Source organism: Burkholderia sp. Z1 (genome assembly GCF_014893795.1).
Taxonomy (GTDB): Bacteria; Pseudomonadota; Gammaproteobacteria; order Burkholderiales; family Burkholderiaceae; genus Burkholderia; species Burkholderia theae.
In genome coordinates, this window is the sequence record NZ_JACFYL010000003.1 from 323,999 (window position 1) to 343,957 (window position 19,959).

Sequence of the window (19,959 nt, forward strand, 5' to 3'; positions counted from 1 at the left end):
CTCTGGGTGTTTTAGGCGGGCCGCACGTACACGTGCGCGGCGTCGTGGGACAGGAAATGCGCCATCGAATACGTGCGGTGATAGGCGCCGCAGCGCGCGAACACGGCGATGTCGCCGACCTGCGGCGGGGCGCCGGTGTCGTCGCGGCCGATCACGTCCGCGCGGCTGCAGGTGCTGCCGACGTAGATCGTCGGCACGCCGCGTGCTGGCGGCGCGGGTGTGCGGCGCACGAGCGACGGCGCGGCCAGGCGGCGCATCACCGATTCGGTCTGCGCGAGCAGGAACGCATGCGACAGGCCGCCGTCGCAGACCGCGATGGTGCGGTCCTGCCACGTCTTGACCGCGACGACGCGCGTCGCGAACACGCCCGCGTCGGCAAAGATCGCGCGGCCGGCTTCGTGGGCCAGCGCGTAGTGGCCGGCCAGCGGCGCCAGCGTGGTCGCATAGCGCGCGAACGCGGCGTCGCCCGGATGATCGTCGGCAAACCCGCCGCCGAGACTCAGCGAGCCGAGCGGCGCGCCGTTGGCCGGTGCGAGATCGCGTGCAAGCGCCGCGAGCAATTCGGGCAGCGCGAGCGTGTCGGGCTGCGTCGCGTCCTGGCGGATGAACGAATGCGGGCCGGAGAACACGTGCAGCCCGGCTACGGCCAAGCCGGCGGCCGCGAGCGTGCGTACCGCGTCGTGCGCTTCGTTCGGCGTCATCCCGAAGTGGTCGTGCCACAGCGCGCGTGCGTGCTCGCCGGCCAGCGCACCGGCATTCAGGCGCAGCAGCACCGGGCCCGGCGTGCCGCCGCCGGCCGCTGCTTCGCGCGCCAGCGGCACGAAGCGTGCGACCGCGTCCGGGTTGTCGAGCACGAAATGGCAGCGCGATGCGAGCCCCGCGCGCATGAACATCTCGTCCATCGACGGATTGTTCAGGTAACGCGGCGTCTTGATCCGGCCGATCACCGCGTCGAGTTCGCCGCGGCTCGCGAGTTCGACGCCGTCCTCGTACGCATGCGCGCAGCGCGCGAGCATGTCCTGGTTCGGGTTCGCCTTCAGCGACACGATCAACTTCGTGCCGAGATGCGCCTTCAACGACCGGTAGCGCGCGATCGCGACTTCCGGCTCGTACACGTAGCATGGCGTGCGCAGGTCGGCGATCCATGCGTGATCGCCGGCGGGCGGAAGCGGGCGGTCAGGCGTCATGGCGGCCCACCGGATGAAGCGTGGCGGCCGCATACGCGCCGCAGTTCGACTGCATCACGCCGAGTACGCGCTTGCCGCGCGCCACCGCATCGAGCCCGACGTCGGCCAGGTTGATCGGGAAATCCGAACAGCATGCGTGGCCGCGCGCAAAGATATTTTCCGCATACAGCCGCTCGGCCGGCACGCGCATCGCGCGGCACAGCGCGTTCCAGCCGGGCAGGTCGGCGTTGTGCGGCAGCACGAGTTCGTACGCATCGAGTGCGTGCGGCTCGAGCGCGACCGCCGCGTCGATCGCCTTGCGCGTGTACGGCCACTCCATCATGATCAGGTCGGCCTCGTTCGCGGCGACGGTATCCGAGCCGCGGTGCCATTTCGCGTGCGTCTCGATCGCGATGCCGCCGAGCCGGTTCTTCGTGCTGTTGCGGGCGATCAGCATCGCGGCGGCGCCGTCGCACTGCACGCCCGTCATCTGCCGCATCCGGTAATCCTCGCCGTACACGCGGTCGGACGACACGACGAGCGCCGCGTCGAGCTGCGGATGGCGGCGCATCAGCGCGCGGACCGTCTCGATGCCGGCCGCCACCGACACGCAGTTCAGCTGCGCGACGGAGCCGAGCCACAACGGCTCGATGCCGAAATGCGCGGCGAGCTCGTGCGGCAGGCTGCGCGGCGCGGGCGGCACGCTGAACTGCTGCGTGTGCACGTGCACGATCGCACCGACGTCGGATGGCTGCACGCGGGCCGTGTCGAGCAGGCGGCCGGCCGCGGCGATCGCGAGGTCGGTCTCGCTCGTGTCGAGCGCCATGTGGAAATAGCGGCTGCCCGACTGCGCGATCGCCGCCGCCCGCTGCGCCGGGTAGTCGCGCTCGGCGGCCCAGGCCTCGATATCGACGGGCAGGCCCGGCAGCTCGTAGGCCACCGCGTCGATGCCGATCCAGAAGCCGGGGTCGCGGGATGCGAGGGAAGAGGGCATCGTCATGTCAGTTGAGCGGCATCGCCGCGTAGTCGAGGACGTCGAGTTTTTCGAAGGTCGCCTGCACGGTCGGCGTGAGCAGGCCCATCTCGCGGATCGTCGGCACGAGGCGCCGGAAGATCGAGCGCCGGATCGAACTCGACACCGGCGACTCGCGCACCATCGCGCTGCATTCGCGCTTCGACAGCCCCATCGGTTCCCAGATGTCGTCCGCGCACAGGTGCTCGTACAGCACGGCCGCGCCTTCGCAGACGAACTGCTCGCGCTCGCGCAGTTCGCTCGAGCTCATCTCCGCATACACGCGGCACAGCGTGATCCGGCCGACCGCGAAGTGGCGCGATTCGTCGCGCTGGATTCGCACGAACAGATCCTTGATGAACGGATCGGTGCTGTATGCGACGACGCTCTGGAAGATCGACAGCGCGATGCCCTCGACGAGCACCTGCATCCCGAGGTTCGTCATGTCGAGCGCGCTGCTCGTGATCGTGTCGTGCAGCAGCCCCTTCAGCGAGCGGCTCATCGGATAGCTGACGTCGAGCTTCTCGTTGACGAGCTTCGCGTAGGCCTCGACGTGGCGCGCTTCGTCCATCATCTGCGCGGCCGCGCACAGGCGTGCGCTCAGGCCGGTCTCGGCCGACGCGAGCTTCGATGCGCAGATCAGCGCGGCCTGCTCGCCGTGCAGGATCTGCGACAGCAGCCAGCCCTGCGCGTGATGGCGCACCTCGCGCTTGTCGGTGTCGGACAGCTTGCCCCACAGTTCGGTGCCGTAGATCAGCAGCGTCGGGTCGGGCATGCCGAGCGGATTGGCCGGATCGAGCTCGTGGCTCCAGTCGACGTCGGTCGCGACGTCCCACTGCGCGGCCTTCGCTTTTTCGTACAGCCGGTTCAGCGCCTCTTCGCGCAGCGCGTAGTCGTTCGACATCAGCGCATCGACGGGCATCGACCAGCGGATATCGGCCGTGTCCTGCATAACGGTGAGCGTTTGATTCATGTCAAGGTCTCCCCGGCCGCACGGCGGCGCCGGAATGATGGGCGGAATCGGTCAAGGTGGCGGGGGCGCGCGACGCGCCCGGATGCGGCTCGAGGCGGATCGCATACGACGGCCACGGGCCGCGCAGTTGCGCGTCGAAGGTGTCGGCGAGCCGGGCGGGCCAGATCGCGCAGCACACGCGGTTGTCGCCGGCGAACTCCGCATCGCGCAGGATCCGGTCGCCGATCCACACGATCGGCGTGCCGCGTGCGGCATCGCGCAGCGCTTCGTCGTACAGGTGTACGCCGAGCAGCACGTGCGGCGCGAGCAGTTCGGCCGGCAGCGCGCCGAAGTACGGCGCGCAGACTTCGATGAAGACGCGTGCATCCGGATGCACGGCGTCGCGGATCCGCGCGGTGGCTTCCGCGAGGAACGCGAAATACTGGACGTGGTCGAGCAGCACGCGACGTTCGCCGACGGGTGCGTCGTCTGCGTCGTACGTATCGCCGGCCGTTTCGGCCAGCGCGGCGCGCGCGTAGTCGGCGGGCGTGTCGAGCGGCATCCGGTACGCGCTCGCCGCGACCGCGACCGGCTGCCGTGCGTCGCGCTCGATCCGGTAGGTGAAATGAACGGGTCGCACCATGTCACGCCTCGCCGTGCAGAGAGAACGTCGCGTCCGGCGCGAACGCGATGTCGGCGATCGTGTAATAGCCGTTCAGCGCGAGCGAGCAGACGGCCGCGCGGCGCGGCGTGTCGCCGTCGCGATGCGCGAGCAGCACCGACAGCCACGGATCGCTGCCGAACGCATGACCGAACAGCCCGTGGCCGTCCGGCAGCAGCGGCGTTTTGCCGACGGATGCCAGCAGCGCGCGGCGCGACGTGGCCGGAAAGAACGGCAGCGCCGCGTGCACGCCGGGGCGGGCCGCGCAGAAGGTGCGGATGTCGCGGCCCAGCCGCACGACCGCGCTGGCGGGCGGCGCGGCGTCCGTGAGCACCGACTGCGCCGGCTCGCGGCCGACATCGACGAGCAGCGTGCAGACGCCGAAACCCGAGCGCCCCCATGCCGGATTGCCGTGCCAGTACGTGTAGCCGTGCACGTCGATGTCGATGATCTGCAGCAGCAGCGTGCGCGGCCCGGTGTCGGCGGTCGTCGCGAGCGCGCGGCGCAGCACGTAACCCCAGCCCGCGCATTCGTAGGAGCAGGTCATCCAGTCGGGCGTGTAGTCGTTCGCGCCGGCGAGCGCCTGCGCAAACACGCGGTGCTCCGGCGAGTCGTTCATCAACAGCATCGACAGGATCGTCGAGCTGACCACGTAGTCGTCCGCGCAGACCGTGCCGCACAACCGCTCGCGTTCGGCACAGGCGAGCGCGCCGATCGCCATGGCCGTGTCGGCGAGCGGCACGACCGCGCCGTCGCGCGCCGGCGCGACGCGCCGGTACGCGAGCGCCTGCACGGTCAGCGCGGTCGCCGGGGCCGGCTGGACGGCGGCTGCCGTCGCGGTGGCAAGAGGCGCGAGCATCGTCGTGTCAGGCGGCGTGCTGCTGGCGGCGCAGCTGCGCGTCGAGCTGCTGCAGCGTCGTGTATTGCGTGATGTTCAGCGCTTCCGGATCGATCGAACCGTACAGCTGTTCGCAGAACACGATCAGCTCGACGATGTTCAGCGAATCGATGCCGAGTTCGCCGATGCCGGCATCCGTGTCGACGGTCTCGATGTTGAGGATCTTCGCGACTTCGCGGGACAGGATGTCGAGCGCGTCGGCCGGAACGTTCTGGGTCGTCATGAGAGGAGCTCCTGGGTTTTTGAGTGGATTGATCGGGATCGATCGGCCTGTCGCGTGGGTCAACTGCCGGCTTCGCAGCGCAGGCTCTTGCGAAGCTCGTGATAACAACGGTACGAACTGCCTTCCATCTTCGAAAACGCCAGCAGGTCGCGCTGGTCGTCGAAGGTGGCCACCTTGCCGTCGCGCACGAGTGCCGTCAGGAACTCGTTCGACAGCAGCTTGATCGCGAGCACGCGCTGCACCTTGCCGAAGCTGTAGTGCGCGTCGTCGGTCTGGCTGCGCGCGGCGCTGGCGATGAAACGGTGCACGGCGCGCGCGTCGGCATCGAGTTCGACGCGGCCGGTCTGCGCGAGCCAGTCGACGTGTGCCATCAGCGCGCGGACGAAGTACGGCCGCACGACGGTCAGGTATTTGTTGAACACGGTCGGGCCGCCGATCCGGAGGCGGTCCTCGGCGTTGACGCGGACCTGGCCGCCGACGTTCGCGAGCTGCAGGTTGCCCGCGAGGAACGGTGCGCCGCAGGTCGCGCGCTTCAGCTTTCGGTACTCGTCGGGCCACACGAGGTACGCGGCCGGGAACATCACGCCCGGCAAGCGGGCCGCGACGACCGCCATGCAGTCGCGGTGCGCCTCGATGCCCCACACCTTGTCGACGGTGAGCGCGAGGCCGCTGTCGTCGCTGCGCACGACCGTGCGCCACGCGGCAAGGGTCGGCCCGCCGCCGTCGCTCATCAGGAAAGCGAAGTTGTGACCGGCGTCGATGCAGTCGCACGCACGACGGTTCTGGTCGTCGGAAAAGAACAGCCCGAACATGATGCGGATGAACGCACGCATGAACGGCTTGAACAGATGGTGGAAACCTTCGCGGCCGATCTGCTCGAGCAGCGCTTCGGTGAGCGGCGCCTCGTCGTGCCGCAGCGGCGTCGAGGCGGACGAATCGGGCAGCACGTCGGGCGTGGTGGCGCGCAGTGCGATCACCATCTCGCTGTCGAGCAGCCGCACGGCGGCGGCTTCGACGAGCCGGGCCGCCGCGCGCGGCGGCGTGCCGATCGTGTCGAGGTGGCGCATGACCGGATACGTGGCCTGGTCGGCCACGCGCAACAGCAGCGGCGGCGACAGCGGGGCAGCGGACGAAGCGGAAACGGAAAGCGTGGACATGGCAGGGTTCCTGTCAGAAGCGCACGCGCACGGCGGCGTCGATGCGGGTGCCGAGACCGACCATCCGGTACTCGGAGTTGCTGTCTGAAAACGCGTGCGTGAGCGCGACATCGACGCTCACGCGCTTGTTCACGTCGGCGACGACCTGGGCGATCGCGAGCAGGCCCTTGTCCTGCGGCGAATAGACGCCGCGCAGCGAATACTCGACGCGGCCGATCTTCTTGCCGAGTCGTGCGAACAGGTAGTCGCGCAGGTTGCCGTCGACGCTCACGAAATCGGCGGTGCCGCCGAGGCCGGCCAGCGCGGCGCCGGGCGCGACGGGCAGCAGCGCGTTGTTCACGCGGACCGCGCCGACGAGCTGGCGCCACTGGTTCGCGTCGTAACGTGCCTCGTCGTGCGACCACTCGACGATCAGCGACAGGTTGCCGGGCAGCGCGCTCTGCATCCCGACCGCGCTGCGCCACATATATTGGCGGTCGTTGCGGCGGTCGACCGCGTCGTAGGCATCCGGTGAATCGAGCGGCGTGCCGTTCGCGATGAATGCCGGCAGCGGCCGTGTCGTGCCGCGTTCGAGCCACGCGCTCGCATAGACGGTGTTCGAGCGTGCGACGTCGAACGACAGCGTCGCGCCGGCGCCGCCGCGGCCCGCGTGACGGCCGGCCAGCAACGCGGCAGAGCCGCCCGACCAGTTGTACGCGCCGCGCACGAGCTGCGTCGCGCCCTGCACGTCGCGGTTGTCGACGTCGTTGCGCAGCGTGCGGTTCTCGCCGGCGATGAACTGCAGCGTGGTCTGCTCGCCGGCCCATTTCGCCTCGACGAGCGGCGTGCCTTCGACGTCGCCGTAACGATCGTAGATGTCCGCCGTCGCGGCCCGCTTCTGGAAGAAGCCGAGCGGAAAGAACGCCTGCGACGTGTCGAGCGGGTCGATCCGCTTGCCGGCCGTGAGCGTGATCCCGTTGTCGAACGCGTAGCGCACGCCGGCCTCGTTGAAGCGGCTGGACTGCGCGCCGAGCGAGTGGTTGCTCGCGACGACGCGCGCGTTCATGAACAGGTTCTCGCCGTCGATGCGGGCGAGCAGGCCGGCTTCCTGCTGGTCGCGCGGCTGGTCGCCGATCAGGTTGCCGAGCAGCGCATGGCCGTCCATGCTGTCGACCGAGCGTGCGTACGCGATACCGTTCAGCGTGCTGAGCTGGTCCATCAGCGATTCTCCGTGCGCGAGCGTGCAGCCCAGCGCGAGCGGGACGGCGAGCGCAGCGCCTTGCCATGCGCGCCGGCACGGCATGCAGGCGCGGCCGGACGATGGACGAGGGCGATCACGATGAGCGTCGGCATGGGCGTCGTGGTCACTGGCCATCGGCAAGCGTGTCGGGATTGAACCAGCCCGACGGAATCTTGCGCGGCTGGCCGTCGAGCATGTCGACGACGCTCGCGCGCTGCTTTTCGATCTCGTTGCGATAGGTGATCTTGCGGATCACCTTGCGCCCGTTCGCATCGACCGGCGCGGAGAAATCGGCGCTGCGGAACAGCAGGCCGCTGGCCAGGAAGAACTGCGCGCGCACCGGCACGTCGCTGTCCGGCGTGACCCACAGCTTGATCGTCGGATAGACGTTGTCGGGATCGGTCGCGGTCAGGTCGAGCTCGGTGGCCGGCTTGCCGGCGATCGTCGTCGTGCCGGGCGCGGCCGTGGCGCGGTAGCTGTCCGCCCAATGCGTGCGCGTGATGTCGCTGATGACGACTTCGCCCTGCAGCCGCTGCATCCCGTTGATGCGTACCGCGCTGCGCGTGTTCGGCACGTAGAACCAGTGCCCGCGCGTCGTGGCCAGGTACTTCTGGCCGTCGTTCTCGCCGCTGCGGGTCAGTGCGAGCGTGTCGCCGTTGCCGCGCGTATAGACGAGGTAACGCGTCGCGTCGTCGGATTGTCCGCCGACCAGGTTCGTGATCTCGATGTTCGTCTGCGTGTCGGCGGCCGTGCTGCGATACGCGTCGGCACGGGCAAGCATGGTCTGGGCCGTCGGTGCGTCGGCGGCATGGGCAACCGGCGTGCACGCGACGAGCGCGGCGAACAAAACGCGAATGCGGATCATGGGGCGAGTCCTTCGAGGATGTTGCGTTTGGCGAGTCCGAGTGTCGCGAGCAGCGCCGCCGCCACGCCGAGCACGACGAACGCGCCTTCGACGGCGGCCACGGCGGCCGGCGATACCGTGAATTCGAGCAGGATCGGCTTCACGCGGCCCGGCGGCGCGGGCAGGTGGATCTGCGCGTGATTGAGCGCGACCATCGTGAGCAGCGCCACCGCGATGCCGGCGGCCGCGCCGAGCAGGCCGAGCAGTGCGGTCTCCTGGATCAGCACGCCGCGCACCGTCGTGGCCGGCACGCCGAGCGCGCGTAGCGTCGAGATCTCGCGGCGGCGTTCGACGATGCTCATCAGGATCCAGTTGCTCATCGACAGCAGGATCGTCAGGCTCAGGATCGCGCCGAACACCGAGAACTGGTTCTTGTACAGCGCAACGACCTGGTGATACAGCGACACGAGCTGATCCCACGTCTTCACGTCGAGCGACGGCAGCGCGGCGCGCAGCGTTGCGGCGGCGGCCTGTGTGTTGGACGTGTCCGACAGGAACACCGCGATGCGCGACGCGCGGTCGGTGCGCAGCAGCGCCTGCGCGGCGGCGAACGTCACGTTGACGATCCGCTCGTCGACGTCCTTGTTGCCGGTGCTCATCACGCCGACGATCTGCGCGTCGGTCGCGTTGATGCCGCCGTGCGCGGTCGATGCCATCAGCTGCACGACCGAGCCCACATGGACGCCGAGCTTGCGCGCGAGTTCGGCGCCGACGACGACTTCGGTGCCGGCGTTCGTCGGCGACAGATAGCGGCCCGACAGCACCGAGTGATAGTCGAAGAAACCGGGCGGCTCGCGGTTCGGCTCGATGCCTTCGCCGACGAAGCCGTAGCTGAGATCGCCGTTCGAGATCAGTCCGTCGAAGTCGATGCCGCGCGCGGTGGTCGCGACGCCGTGTAGCGTCGCCACGGCGCGTGCCGCGGCGGCCTGCTCGTCCGCGGTCAGCCCGTATTGCAGCGGCCGCTCGCCGATCAGGTCGAGGTAGCCGTGATGCAGCACCTGCACATGGCCGACGCCGCTGTCGATCGACCCTTCGCGCACCGCGTCGAAGGTCGCGATCACGTAGCCGAGCGCGAGGCTCGACGCGAACGCGGCGACGCCGATCATCGCCATTGTGAGCACGGTGCGGCGCCGATTGCGCCAGAGGTTACGCCACGCAAACGTCGACCAGTTCACGGTTCACTCCCGGTACGCCGTCGCGCATCTCGATGCGGCGAGGCAGGCGCGCGCACAGACGATCGTCGTGCGACGCAATCAGAAAAGCGGTTCCCAGCGTGCGATTGGTGTCGAGGATCAGCTCGGCGACCGCCTGCGCGTTGGTGCTGTCGAGGCTCGCGGTCGGCTCGTCCGCGATCACGATGGCCGGCTCCTTGGCGAGCGCGCGGGCCAGCGCGACCCGCTGCTGCTCGCCGCCGGACAGTTCGCCGGGGCGGTGGCGTTCGCGCGCGGCGAGCCCGACCGCGTCGAGCATCGCGCGGGCGCGTTCGCGGCGCGTGCGCGGCGTGCCCCACGCGAAGCAGCCGAGTTCGACGTTCTCGAGCGCCGACATCACCGGAATCAGGTTGAACTGCTGGAACACGAAGCCGATGCGCTCGCGGCGAATCCGTTCGAGCGTGTCCGGCGCATCGTCGATCCGATGGCCTTCGAGCCAGCGTTCGCCGGTGCTCGGCACGTCGAGAAAGCCCGCGAGGTTGAGCAGCGTGCTCTTGCCGCTGCCGGACGGGCCGACGAGCGCGACCACGTCGCGTTGAGCGATCGAAATCGTCGCGCCGCGCACCGCGACGACGCGGCCGGCCCCTTCGTACACGCGCGTGACGTCGCGCAGTTCGAGCACCGGCGAGAGCGACGCGGCCGTCATGCGTACGCTCCCTGTGCGACTTCGGCCGCCGGCGCATGGATCACGGGCAGCGCACCGTTCGCGTAGAGGTCGCGGCACTTCAGGCGCTGCAGCTTGCCGCTCGTCGTGCGCGGCAGCGAGCCGGGCTCGACGAAGCAGAGGTCCTGCGCGGCGAACCCGATGCGCGACGCGAGCAGTTGCTGGCATTCGATGCGCGTCTGCGGCGTCGCATCGACCGACCGCGCTTCGATCGCGACGACCAGTCGTTCGGTGCCCGTCTCGGGATCGGGCAGCCCGAATGCGATGCAGGTGCTCTTGCGCAGCGCGCTGTGCGACGCAAGCGCTTCCTCGATCTCGTGCGGGAAGTAGTTGCTGCCGCGAATGATGATGACTTCCTTCTTGCGGCCGAGGATATGGAGCTGGCCGTCCGCGACGTAGCCGATGTCGCCGGTGCGGAACCAGCCGTCGGCCGTCAGCGGCGCGGCGATCGTGCCGTCGTCGGGGTTCAGGTAGCCGAGCATCACCGACGTGCCGCGGATCGCGACTTCGCCGACCGCACGGCCCGGCAGCGCATGATCGCCGTCGTCGAGGATCCGAAACGCCATGCCTTCGATCGGCGTGCCCATCGCGAGCACGGTTTCGGTTTCCGGCTCGCCGCGGTCGTTCGCGGTGGCCGGTTGCGCATCGCGGCGCTCGATCAGCGCGCGCCGGTCGAGCGTGTCCGCGATCACGTACGGGGCGCCGTCGACCGCGCCTTCATGCCACGCACGGTGCATCGACACCGCGAGCGTCGACTCGGCCATCCCGTAGCACGGCTGCAGCGCCGATGCCGCGAGGCCGTACGGCGCGAACGTCGCGGCGAAATCGCGCAGCGTGGCGTCGTCCACGCGTTCGCCGCCGATGAAGATGTTGCGGCACGCGGACAGGTCGACGCCTTCCATCGCAGTGGCATTGAAACGGCGCACGCAGTAGCGCAACGCGAAGGTCGGCACCGACGTCGTCGTCGCGCGCGCCGATGCGATGCGCTTCAACCAGCCGAGCGGATTCCGGATGAAGCTGTTCGGTTGCATCATCAGCAACGGCGCGCGGTAGTGCAGGTTCGACAGCAGCGTGAGCAGCCCCATGTCGTGATAGAGCGGCAGCCACGACGCGGTGCCGTCGCCGGCCGCGATGTCGAAGCGCACCGATCCGCCGATGCCGAGCACGTTCGCGACCACGTTCTCGTGGCTGAGCACGGCGGCCTTCGGATGCGACGTCGAGCCCGACGTGAGCTGGACGTGATGCGGATCGCGGCCGCGCTTTGCGCTGATCAGCGCACGCGCGCCGGCTTCCGCGGCGATCGACAGCGTCGCGAGATCGACGACACGGGTGGATGCAGCGGGAAACGCATCGTCGCGCCAGGCGGCCGACTGCGCGTCCGTGGCGATGACGAGGCGCGGCCGGTACAGCTCGCAGGCGACATCGACCACCTGTCGCCCGGCGGCGGCACGCCGCGCGGGAACCGGCACGGTGCAGGGCAGTGCGCCCGTCATCACGCAGGCCATCATCGCGGTTGCGTGCTCGATCGATGCGGGCAGCGCGAGCATCACCAGGTCGTTCTCGCGGACGCCCAGCTCGCGCAGCGCACCGGCCTGGCGAAACACCGCTTCCGCGAAGCGCCGGTACGTGATGTCCGCTTCATTGCCCGCGTCGTCGACGAACGTCATGCGATGCGAGGCGCCCACGACGTCCTCGAGCGATTCGATCAGGCGATGGATGGTGGATGCGCACTTCGTCACGAGGATCTCCCGTTGAGGAACACGGCCGCTCGTTCCACGGTGCCGGCGGCGCCGTTCGTCGAGTGAGGCGGATTCTTGCCGGATCGGCGCAACGCGACAAACGGAATCTTTGCAGGCTATGCATGAGCAGCGCGCATTCACTAGGGCCTGTTCCCGCTAATAACGGGCTTGCGAACGTGCCTTGCCGGTCGTAGTGCAAGGAGTGAGGAGCGCCGTTTGGCCGCGCCAAACAAGCGACGATCGACGCCGCAATACGGCCGGCAAGGCGCGTTCCCCTGTTTGGAAAAAATCATTCGTGGGGCTGGCCCCCAGAAGGGCCGATCGCCGCGTCATGCTCCTCGCGAATACGTCGAGTATTCGCTTCGTCGCATTCCTCGCGCTCGGCCCTTCTGGGGGCCAGCGCAAGCCCGTTATTAGCGCGAACAGGCCCTAGGTGACCGGTCGGTCGCATTCGACCAGTCGTCTAGTTCACGATGTGGTGCGCTCATGCGCGGGCGTCATGCAATGCGTTCGGAAAATTCGTTTGTCCGAAGCATCGACTCACAGAAGAATTGCAACCCGGCAGCGCGCCAGCGTCGTCAATGTCCACGGTGCCGGGCGAGGGTCCGGCCAAGGAGAGCGTTTTGTCCGTCACCTCATCGCTTGTTGCCCGCCCGAAACCGGTTGCAGACATGAAAAGCCGCCCGAGCGGCGTCGTCTTCTCGCTGAAGCTGGCGGTCTACGTCGCGCTACTCGCGCACGGCATGATGTTCGCGCTGTCGACTCTGGTGATCCTGAAGATCGTCGGCATCGTGCTGATCGGTGCGATGTATGCGCACGGCGTCGAGCTGCAGCACCAGGCGCTGCATTACCAGGGGTTCAGGAGCAAGCGGCTCAACATGGTGTTCGGCGTGCTGGTCGGCATGCCGATGCTCGTGTCGTTCCATGCATACCAGGACAGTCACTTGCGGCATCACCGGTTGCTCGGCACGCCCGAGAACAAGGAGTTCTTCGACTACGGCGACCAGTACGGCGCGAGCCCCGTCGTCAACCTCGGGCTTTGGGCATGGCGGCTGTCGATGGCCGCGCACTATATCCAGTTCGCGAAGAACGTCGCGAAACTCGTCGTGCCGGGCGCGCGCTTCGGCGACAACCCGCTCGTGTCGCGAGCGATCCGCCGCGATCACCTGCTGATGGTCGCGACGATCGCACTGCTGGCCGGCGTGTCGTTCGCGCTGCACACTTGGGTTTTCGTGTGGGTGTGGGTCGTGCCGCTCGTACTCGTCGCGGCGCCCGTGCACGCGCTGGTCGAGATGCCGGAACACTATCGCTGCGACCTGACGAGTACCGACCCGTTCCGCAACACGCGGACGATCGAGAGCAATGCGTTCATGACGTGGTTCACGAACGGCAACAACTATCATGTCGAGCACCACATGATGCCGGGCCTGCCGATCGAGCGACTGCACGATCTGCATGGCGCGATCGCGCCGCAGATCCGCTACTACCACCGCACCTACCGGCAGTTCTACGCCGCGTTGCTGCGCGGCAGGCTGTCGCCGCGCACGGTGGACGACGATGCGGACGATCGCGGGCCCGACGCCGAAGCCGGCGCGCCGGCGTCCGCGCAGTCGGCATGACCCCATCTGGCCCGAACGCCTTTCGACGACGGTGACGACGATGCTCTATCCCGAACTTTTCAGGTCGCTCGAAGCGGTTCGCTGGGACATGGAGAAGGACATTCCGTGGGACAAGTTCGACGCTTCGCTGCTCACCGACGAGCAGGCGAAGACGATCAAGATGAACGCGATCACCGAATGGTCGGCGCTGCCCGCGACGGAGATGTTCCTGCGCGACAACCAGCACGACAGCGACTTTTCGGCATTCGTGAGCGTGTGGTTCTTCGAGGAGCAGAAGCATTCGCTCGTGCTGATGGAATACCTGCGCCGCTTCAAGCCGGAAATGGTGCCGACCGAAGAGGAACTGCACGCGGTGCGCTTCCAGTTTGACCCGGCACCGCCGCTCGAGACGCTGATGCTGCACTTCTGCGGCGAGATCCGCCTGAACCACTGGTATCGCTGCGCGGCCGACTGGCACACCGAGCCCGTCATCAAGCAGATCTACGAAACGATCTCGCGCGATGAAGCGCGCCACGGCGGCGCGTACCTGCGCTACATGAAGAAAGCGCTGAACGACTGCGGCGACGTCGCGCGTGCCGCGTTCGCGAAGATCGGCGTGCTGATGGCGTCGGCGCGCCGCACCGAGAAGCCGCTGCACCCGACCAACCTGCACGTGAACCAGGCGCTGTTCCCGCGCGACACCGTGCAGTCGCGCCTGCCGGATCCGGAATGGCTCGAGCGCTGGCTCGACGAACAGATCCGGTTCGACGGCGAGTGGGAAAAGAAGGTCGTCGAGCGCATCCTGCACAACCTGTCGATCCTGTTCGAGCGCACGTTCGCGACCGCGCAGGAACTGAACCGCTATCGCCGCGAGGTGACGGCGCGCGCGGACGCGGCGGTGGCGGACGTGTAGTCGGGAGCCGGCCGCAACGCGGTGAAAAACCTCCGATCGCCAATCGCGATCGGCGGAATATTCATTTCCGGAAATGATCGGCGCGTCAATTTCCAGGTGGCGTTGAAATCAAGCGAAATTCCACCTGTTTAGTCGTTCGCAATAAACATGAAATTCATGATTTATATGCATTCGATATGCATGCCGGGATTTTGCATGTTTTCGTAATACGGTAAATCAATTGAAAAGACAGGTAATTGAAATTGATTTGTAGGCATATCGCGATTGCTCCGTTGCAGCGTGAAAACTGCCAACGTAACGGCGAAATCCGCCCGAAATCCGCTGTGGGAGCGATGTTTTTCGCATCAATCACGACGCAATATCGTGCACATATTCATTTACAAAATCGTTACTTCATAACGCTTATGTAAGAATGTGGGGGTCGCGAAAATTGATAGATAAATACAAATGTCATGATTGAAAATAAGAATGAGATGCATGTATGCTTCAATATAAAATCGTTTCCGAATTCAAATGAAAGGAAACGACTCTGGGAGACGAATAGAGACTTGTTTGGTGATGGTGCAACTTTGAGGCGGCGGTATGGCTAATGTGAGATTGGCAAAACGATTGAGAAGTCTGCCTTCGCTGGATTTCCTGAGGGGCTTCGAATGCGCGGCGCGTCATCTGAGCTTCACGCGTGCGGGGCAGGAACTGAACGTCACGCAGTCCGCCGTGAGTCGCCAGGTCAAGGCGCTCGAGGAACAGCTCCGCATCGAGCTCTTTCACCGGCACATCCGTTCGCTGACGCTGACCGACAAGGGACGCGAACTGTACGACGCGATCGCGTTCGCGTTGTCCGACCTGGAATCGGTGATCGGCAAGCTGTCGTCGAGCGTGGGCCAGCGCTCGATCTCGTTGTCGACAACCGTGTCATTCGCGGCGCTGTGGCTGATTCCGCGCCTCGGTTCGTTCCGGGCAAGCTATCCGGACATCGACGTGCGCGTATCGGCAACGAGCGAAGTTGAAGATCTTAAACGCAAACGTTTGCATTTGGCCGTGCGATATGCTGGGCCGTGTACATCGACCGACGATACGGAAGTGCTGTTTCGCGAGCGCGTCGTTGCGGTCTGCAGCCCGAGCCTGGTGTCCGCCGCGGGCGACGCCGCGTCGATGGTGCCGTCGGACCTCGACAAGCATGTGCTGCTGCATCTCGACGATCCGCGCGGCGAGTGGCCATGGCACGCGTGGAGCCATCTGCTGAGGGAACTCGGTGTGCCGCGCCTGCGGCCTGCCGGCGCGCTGCACTTCAGCCAGTACGACCAGCTTGTTCAGGCCGCCGTCGACGGGCACGGCATCGCGCTTGGACGGCGGCCGCTGGTCGACGGGCTGCTGAAGCAGGGCCGGCTCGTCGAGCTGTTTCCGCACTGTACGGTTGCGTCCGGGAGTTACGTGCTCATCCAGAACCCGGATGCCTGCAACGAGTTCGATATCGCCGTGCTGACCAACTGGCTGCTCGAACAAGCGTGCCACCCGCTTGCGTCGCTGCCGGAGAAAACCGACAGCAATGTCGTGCCGATGTATCGCGTTGGTTAGTCAGTTAGACGAACTAATTCAGCGCGCCGCGCGCAACTGCTCGTCGATCGTCCGCGTCAGCGGTGACGCGACGTCACCGGTGTGCTTCGTCTGCACGGGTTCGATCAGCACGATCCAGCATTCGTCGTCGGCGACCGGATTGTGCAGCGTGCCGCGCGGCACCACGTGCATCGAACCGGCCGGCAGATCGACGACGCGGCCGCCTTCGTATTCGATCCTGAGGTGTCCGCGCACGACGAAGAACAGTTCGTCTTCGTGCGCGTGATCGTGCCAGACGAGCTGTCCACGCACTTTGGCAACTTTGACGTACTGATCATTGACCTGTGCGACGACTTTGGGCGACCAGTATTCCGACACATCGCCGAATGCGGCTTCGAGGTCGAATGATTCGGCAAACACGTTGACGGGCACGGTGATCTCCAGGCAGGGATGAAGGATGCGGATCCAGTCTCGCACTGTCCGCGGTTGCGCTGTCAGGCCGGTTCGGCCGAATCCGTCTCGGCGTCGAGCGACGTATCGGCAACGTGTGCACGTTTCAGCGAGCGGGCCAGTTTCTCGATCGCGTGCAGATCGAGCATATCGAGGTGATGGCGCACGTCCTGCACGAAGTCGGCATGATCCGGATCGTCCGAAACCTGACCGAGCCATTCCTCGATATCGGTGAGACGCCCGTCGCCGGCGAGCAGGATCAGCGTGTCGAGCGCATCGGCGGGCGGGCCTTGCATCACGGGCGCGGCGATTTCCGGCTCGGCATCGTCGCCCGGCTGAAACCGCCGGACGAGCTCCGACACCGGCACGAGCGCATGCCCGACGGCCGGCGCGACGACCGGGAACGAGAACGTCGTGCCGGCACCCGGCTGGCTGGCGACGGCCAGCTCGCCGCCCATCGCACCGACGATGCGTTGCGCGATGAACAAGCCGAGCCCGGTTCCGCCGTTCACGGCCTGCACTTGCTGATACGCGCGGAAGATGTCGCGGGTTCCGGTGATGTCGATCCCGATGCCCGTATCGGCCACCTCGAACAGCAGGCGCCACGCATCGCCGTCGCGCGCTGCGTGAACCGACAGCGTGACCGTGCCGTCGCGCGTGAATTTCGACGCGTTGGACAACAGGTTGAGCAGCACCTGCTGCAGCCGCATCCCGTCGATCGACACCGTGCGCGGCAGCGGCGTGGCCGGCCGGTAGACGAACCGGTTGTCCTGCTGCCCGCACAGCGCGACCGCGTAGTGGCCGAGGTCGTCGAGCAGGCCGGGCAGGTCGGTCGTGTCCGGCGCAACGCCGAGCGGCTGCAGTTCGGCCTTCGTGAACGCGAGCAATTCGTCGATCAGCGCGAGCTGGTAGCGGATGCTGCGGTCGATCGAGCGGATCAGCCGCGCCTGGCCGCGCGTCGCGCTTTGCAGCAGCAGCTTCGCGTAGCCGTTGATGGTGGACAGCGGCGCGCGCAGGTCGTGGCTGACATAACCGAGCGTCTCGATCTTTTGCTGCATGTGCGTCTTGACCAGCTGCAGCGCGTCGTTGAGCTCGACCGTCCGTTTCGCGACTTCGTCGCGCAGGCGATCCTGTTCGGTGAGCTGGAACTGTTCGAGCCGTTTTCTCGCCTCGGTGCGCTGACGGCCCACGTGGTGGATCCACGCGGCCAGCACCAACAGGTGCGTGGCAAGCCCGATGATCGCGATGACGGGATTCGGATAGATATCGGACTTGAGCCAGAACAGGAATGGCGGCAGCGCGTCCATGCCGTCGAGTATCCGGATCAGCATGTTGAAGGTGGCGGTCGCGATCGCGATCAGCATCACGCGGGCGGTCGGCGTCCGGCGGATCGCGAGCGTCAACGCCGCGCAGATGTTCACGATCCCCAGCACGGTGTTCAACCGCAGGCAGAACCACGTGAAGGTCAGCAGGTCGCCGCATACGGCACCGGCGATGCCGACGCATTCGAGCGCGAGGAACGCCATGTAGACGGCACGCATCGGCATCCGGGCCTGCTCGCGTCGCGCGACCGTCAGGATGAAGACGATGAAGCATGCCACCGACAGGTACACGAACACTTCCTCGCCGCGCGCCGCCCACTCGCGTGCGGCGGGCGACAGCGCCATCGCCGCATAACCGCGGTACGCCGCTTCGAACAGCGTCGTGCTCAGCGCCATCGCGGCCAGCACGTAGAACACGCTGCTGCGCGAGAAGAACCCGATCAGCAGCGCGCACCACACGAGCGCGAGCAACCCGCCGAAGAAACCGAAGTCCCACATCGTGGCGCGCGACTCTTGCGCGGACCATGCTTCGCGGGTGAACGCGACCGGCGCGAGCCGTATTTCCTTGCGCGATGTGACGCGGATCAGCACGGGGACGCTTTCGCCGGCGCGCAGCGTGACGTCGAGTACCGGGTACCGCGATTGCTGCCGGTTCGCGTCGCCGTCGGTTTCGACGTCGGCGGTGGGGAAGCGGCTGGCGAGTGTCCACTGGCCGTTTCGCTGGAGATAGAAGTCGGCATGGTCGACGCGCGCGTCGAGCAACACCAGGACCAGCGGGCGCATCGTGCTGCCGCGGTTGCCGAGCGTCGCGCGAACCCACCATGCGGACCGGGAAAACTCGACGTTGAACGCCGGCTTGGTCGCCGAGGATCCACTGCGTGACGGATCGGCGAGCCGTTCGGCGACCTGATCGACGGTCATCGTCGTGCCGGTGTCCTCGAAAAGCGACACGGCTTCCAGTTGCGCGGGGTTCGGCGTCGATGCGGCGCGGGCCGTCGTACAGGTGACGGCCATCGCCATCAGGAGCAGCAGCAGTGCGCGACATCCCGCCGCCCAGGCGGCGTGGCGCCTATGCATCGTGATGGTGCGCCCCGGGCGTCGGCGGCGCGTGGGCCGCATGACGCTGGCGGCGCCAGTCGGACGGCGTGATGCCGAAGCGTTCGCGGAAGGCCGTTGCGAAATTGCCGGGCGTGGAAAAGCCGATTTCCTCGGCGATGTCGCCGATCCCCATCGACGTCTCCGCGAGGAAATGCATCGCGGCGCGCAGGCGCGTGTCGCGCAGATACTCGAATACGGTCTGGCCGAGATGGTCGCGGAACACGCGGGACAGGCGCTTTTCGTGCGTGCCGACCTGTCTGGCGAGATCCTCGAGCGCCGGCGGATGGCGCAGGTCGCGCAGCAGCACCTCGCTCGCCGCGCGCACCAGTGCCGCTTCGGGGTTGTCGGGCAGTTCGGGCAGATGTGCAAACGGCTGGCTGCGCCGCGTCCGCTTCAGGTGATTGCGGATCCGGGCGATCACTTCCGCCGGTTCGAACGGCTTGACGATGTAGTCGATCGCGCCGGTTTCGAGCCCCGCGATGCGATCCTCGAGATCGCCCGCGGCCGTCAGGATGATGACCGGGATGGACTGCGTCGACGGCGTCGACGCGAGCAGCCGGCAGGCGGCGAACCCGTCCATGCGCGGCATGCGCACGTCCATCAGGATCAGGTCGGGCGCGATCGCCTGCGCACGGTGATAGGCCTGCAGCCCGTCGAACGCGACGCTGATCCGGCACCGCGCGACACGCAATATCTCGGTCAGGAGCCGCAGGTCGTTCGGGCGATCGTCGACGACAAGAATATGTGCGTCAGCGAGATCCGGCGTGGAGCGAGGCGGCGCCGGACTGGACAAGCGGGATGACATGGTTGCGAACGGGTAGGGAAGTAGGCCTGACGGGCTGAAAGCATCGCTATGTGCACGATTGTTGCGAAAAATTATATGTCGGCAACAGCCGGATTGTGAGGATTCCGTGCGGCCTGTGTGGGCATATCCGGCGGGGGCGCGGCGCGTTTTCGGCCGCGGCATTCGGTCGGCACGAAAGAGGTGGAAAAATATTCCGGAATGGTTATATTGATATCGGTCTTTATTTCCGTTTCAATGTTATTGGACTTGATTTGGCCCGCGCGATGTATTCGTGCGTCACGTATCGAAAAGTCGATGGTGCTCGATGTAAATTGAATCCGCCAATTCACTGCTTGCCTGATTAAGATTTTGTTGATAGCCGGTCAAAAAGTCTTTCGCCCGTAAATCGGATTTCGTGCCCGTGCGTATGAATG

General features: G+C 66.7%; 18 protein-coding genes. 3 read left to right on the forward strand and 15 right to left on the reverse strand.

All coding sequences use genetic code 11. The features are described 5' to 3' along the window. Positions 1–11: 11 nt before the first annotated feature. From H3H55_RS33815 to H3H55_RS33870, 12 genes are read right to left on the reverse strand one after another with little or no spacing between them, the layout of a single operon-like run. The gene (locus tag H3H55_RS33815; protein WP_193102570.1) at positions 12–1,187 is read right to left on the reverse strand and encodes a PLP-dependent decarboxylase; all 1,176 of its coding nucleotides are present in this window, start codon (positions 1,185–1,187) and stop codon (positions 12–14) included. Then, complete coding sequence (locus tag H3H55_RS33820) at positions 1,177–2,166, reverse strand: 3-oxoacyl-ACP synthase (protein ID WP_193102571.1); 990 nt, start codon at positions 2,164–2,166, stop codon at positions 1,177–1,179. Before H3H55_RS33820 ends, H3H55_RS33815 begins: the two co-directional genes overlap by 11 nt. A gap of 1 nt (position 2,167) precedes the next feature. Continuing rightward, positions 2,168–3,151 (reverse strand): ferritin-like domain-containing protein, encoded by a 984-nt coding sequence (locus H3H55_RS33825; protein WP_048248940.1) that lies wholly within the window; start codon positions 3,149–3,151, stop codon positions 2,168–2,170. 1 nt (position 3,152) lies between these two features. Beyond that, positions 3,153–3,773, reverse strand: coding sequence for a hypothetical protein (locus H3H55_RS33830; RefSeq protein ID WP_193102572.1), 621 nt, complete (start codon positions 3,771–3,773; stop codon positions 3,153–3,155). A gap of 1 nt (position 3,774) precedes the next feature. Then, positions 3,775–4,650, reverse strand: coding sequence for a hypothetical protein (locus H3H55_RS33835; protein ID WP_193102573.1), 876 nt, complete (start codon positions 4,648–4,650; stop codon positions 3,775–3,777). A 7-nt stretch (positions 4,651–4,657) separates the two neighbouring features. Beyond that, positions 4,658–4,912 (reverse strand): acyl carrier protein, encoded by a 255-nt coding sequence (locus tag H3H55_RS33840; RefSeq protein WP_048248936.1) that lies wholly within the window; start codon positions 4,910–4,912, stop codon positions 4,658–4,660. A 59-nt stretch (positions 4,913–4,971) separates the two neighbouring features. Further along, a complete protein-coding gene (locus H3H55_RS33845; RefSeq protein ID WP_193102574.1) occupies positions 4,972–6,069 on the reverse strand; it encodes a hypothetical protein in 1,098 nt (365 codons plus the stop codon). Positions 6,070–6,082: 13 nt separating this feature from the next. After that, the gene (locus H3H55_RS33850) at positions 6,083–7,423 is read right to left on the reverse strand and encodes a hypothetical protein (protein WP_193102575.1); all 1,341 of its coding nucleotides are present in this window, start codon (positions 7,421–7,423) and stop codon (positions 6,083–6,085) included. Further along, complete coding sequence (locus H3H55_RS33855; protein ID WP_193102576.1) at positions 7,413–8,153, reverse strand: outer membrane lipoprotein-sorting protein; 741 nt, start codon at positions 8,151–8,153, stop codon at positions 7,413–7,415. The genes H3H55_RS33850 and H3H55_RS33855 overlap by 11 nt, the downstream gene beginning before the upstream one ends. Further along, a complete protein-coding gene (locus H3H55_RS33860) occupies positions 8,150–9,367 on the reverse strand; it encodes an ABC transporter permease (RefSeq protein ID WP_193102577.1) in 1,218 nt (405 codons plus the stop codon). The genes H3H55_RS33855 and H3H55_RS33860 overlap by 4 nt, the downstream gene beginning before the upstream one ends. Beyond that, complete coding sequence (locus tag H3H55_RS33865) at positions 9,339–10,049, reverse strand: ABC transporter ATP-binding protein (protein WP_193102578.1); 711 nt, start codon at positions 10,047–10,049, stop codon at positions 9,339–9,341. The genes H3H55_RS33860 and H3H55_RS33865 overlap by 29 nt, the downstream gene beginning before the upstream one ends. Next, a complete protein-coding gene (locus H3H55_RS33870; protein ID WP_193102579.1) occupies positions 10,046–11,806 on the reverse strand; it encodes a fatty acyl-AMP ligase in 1,761 nt (586 codons plus the stop codon). The genes H3H55_RS33865 and H3H55_RS33870 overlap by 4 nt, the downstream gene beginning before the upstream one ends. Positions 11,807–12,477: 671 nt before the next feature. On the opposite strand from H3H55_RS33870, the gene H3H55_RS33875 reads away from it, so the two are divergent. The 3 genes from H3H55_RS33875 to H3H55_RS33885 all read left to right on the forward strand — a co-directional run bounded on the left by H3H55_RS33875 (position 12,478) and on the right by H3H55_RS33885 (position 15,892). Then, positions 12,478–13,425 carry a fatty acid desaturase family protein gene (locus H3H55_RS33875; protein WP_193102580.1) on the forward strand — a complete coding sequence of 316 codons (948 nt, stop codon included), beginning with the start codon at positions 12,478–12,480 and terminating at the stop codon, positions 13,423–13,425. A gap of 31 nt (positions 13,426–13,456) precedes the next feature. Beyond that, positions 13,457–14,317: a ferritin-like domain-containing protein gene (locus tag H3H55_RS33880; protein ID WP_193102581.1), complete on the forward strand. Its 861-nt coding sequence runs from the start codon at positions 13,457–13,459 to the stop codon at positions 14,315–14,317. 582 nt (positions 14,318–14,899) lie between these two features. Then, entirely contained in the window at positions 14,900–15,892 is a 993-nt protein-coding gene (locus H3H55_RS33885) for a LysR substrate-binding domain-containing protein (RefSeq protein WP_193102582.1), read from the forward strand. An 18-nt stretch (positions 15,893–15,910) separates the two neighbouring features. On the opposite strand, the gene H3H55_RS33890 is transcribed toward H3H55_RS33885, so the two are convergent. The 3 genes from H3H55_RS33890 to H3H55_RS33900 all read right to left on the reverse strand — a co-directional run bounded on the left by H3H55_RS33890 (position 15,911) and on the right by H3H55_RS33900 (position 19,546). Continuing rightward, on the reverse strand, positions 15,911–16,303 hold the full coding sequence (locus H3H55_RS33890; RefSeq protein WP_413464002.1) for a cupin domain-containing protein: 393 nt from the start codon (positions 16,301–16,303) through the stop codon (positions 15,911–15,913). Positions 16,304–16,365: 62 nt separating this feature from the next. Further along, entirely contained in the window at positions 16,366–18,720 is a 2,355-nt protein-coding gene (locus H3H55_RS33895) for a sensor histidine kinase (protein ID WP_193103101.1), read from the reverse strand. Beyond that, positions 18,713–19,546 carry a response regulator gene (locus H3H55_RS33900; RefSeq protein ID WP_193102583.1) on the reverse strand — a complete coding sequence of 278 codons (834 nt, stop codon included), beginning with the start codon at positions 19,544–19,546 and terminating at the stop codon, positions 18,713–18,715. Before H3H55_RS33900 ends, H3H55_RS33895 begins: the two co-directional genes overlap by 8 nt. Between the last annotated feature and the right edge of the window lie 413 nt (positions 19,547–19,959).

Excerpts from the sequence above, each read along its gene's own strand:
- H3H55_RS33815 (WP_193102570.1), bottom strand. The coding sequence starts at position 1,187 with ATGACGCCTGACCGCCCGCTTCCGCCCGCCGGCGATCACGCATGGATC.
- H3H55_RS33820 (WP_193102571.1), bottom strand. The coding sequence starts at position 2,166 with ATGACGATGCCCTCTTCCCTCGCATCCCGCGACCCCGGCTTCTGGATC.
- H3H55_RS33825 (WP_048248940.1), bottom strand. The coding sequence starts at position 3,151 with ATGAATCAAACGCTCACCGTTATGCAGGACACGGCCGATATCCGCTGG.
- H3H55_RS33830 (WP_193102572.1), bottom strand. The coding sequence starts at position 3,773 with ATGGTGCGACCCGTTCATTTCACCTACCGGATCGAGCGCGACGCACGG.
- H3H55_RS33835 (WP_193102573.1), bottom strand. The coding sequence starts at position 4,650 with ATGCTCGCGCCTCTTGCCACCGCGACGGCAGCCGCCGTCCAGCCGGCC.
- H3H55_RS33840 (WP_048248936.1), bottom strand. The coding sequence starts at position 4,912 with ATGACGACCCAGAACGTTCCGGCCGACGCGCTCGACATCCTGTCCCGC.
- H3H55_RS33845 (WP_193102574.1), bottom strand. The coding sequence starts at position 6,069 with ATGTCCACGCTTTCCGTTTCCGCTTCGTCCGCTGCCCCGCTGTCGCCG.
- H3H55_RS33850 (WP_193102575.1), bottom strand. The coding sequence starts at position 7,423 with ATGGCCAGTGACCACGACGCCCATGCCGACGCTCATCGTGATCGCCCT.
- H3H55_RS33855 (WP_193102576.1), bottom strand. The coding sequence starts at position 8,153 with ATGATCCGCATTCGCGTTTTGTTCGCCGCGCTCGTCGCGTGCACGCCG.
- H3H55_RS33865 (WP_193102578.1), bottom strand. The coding sequence starts at position 10,049 with ATGACGGCCGCGTCGCTCTCGCCGGTGCTCGAACTGCGCGACGTCACG.
- H3H55_RS33875 (WP_193102580.1), top strand. The coding sequence starts at position 12,478 with ATGAAAAGCCGCCCGAGCGGCGTCGTCTTCTCGCTGAAGCTGGCGGTC.
- H3H55_RS33885 (WP_193102582.1), top strand. The coding sequence starts at position 14,900 with ATGGCTAATGTGAGATTGGCAAAACGATTGAGAAGTCTGCCTTCGCTG.
- H3H55_RS33895 (WP_193103101.1), bottom strand. The coding sequence starts at position 18,720 with ATGCATAGGCGCCACGCCGCCTGGGCGGCGGGATGTCGCGCACTGCTG.
- H3H55_RS33900 (WP_193102583.1), bottom strand. The coding sequence starts at position 19,546 with ATGTCATCCCGCTTGTCCAGTCCGGCGCCGCCTCGCTCCACGCCGGAT.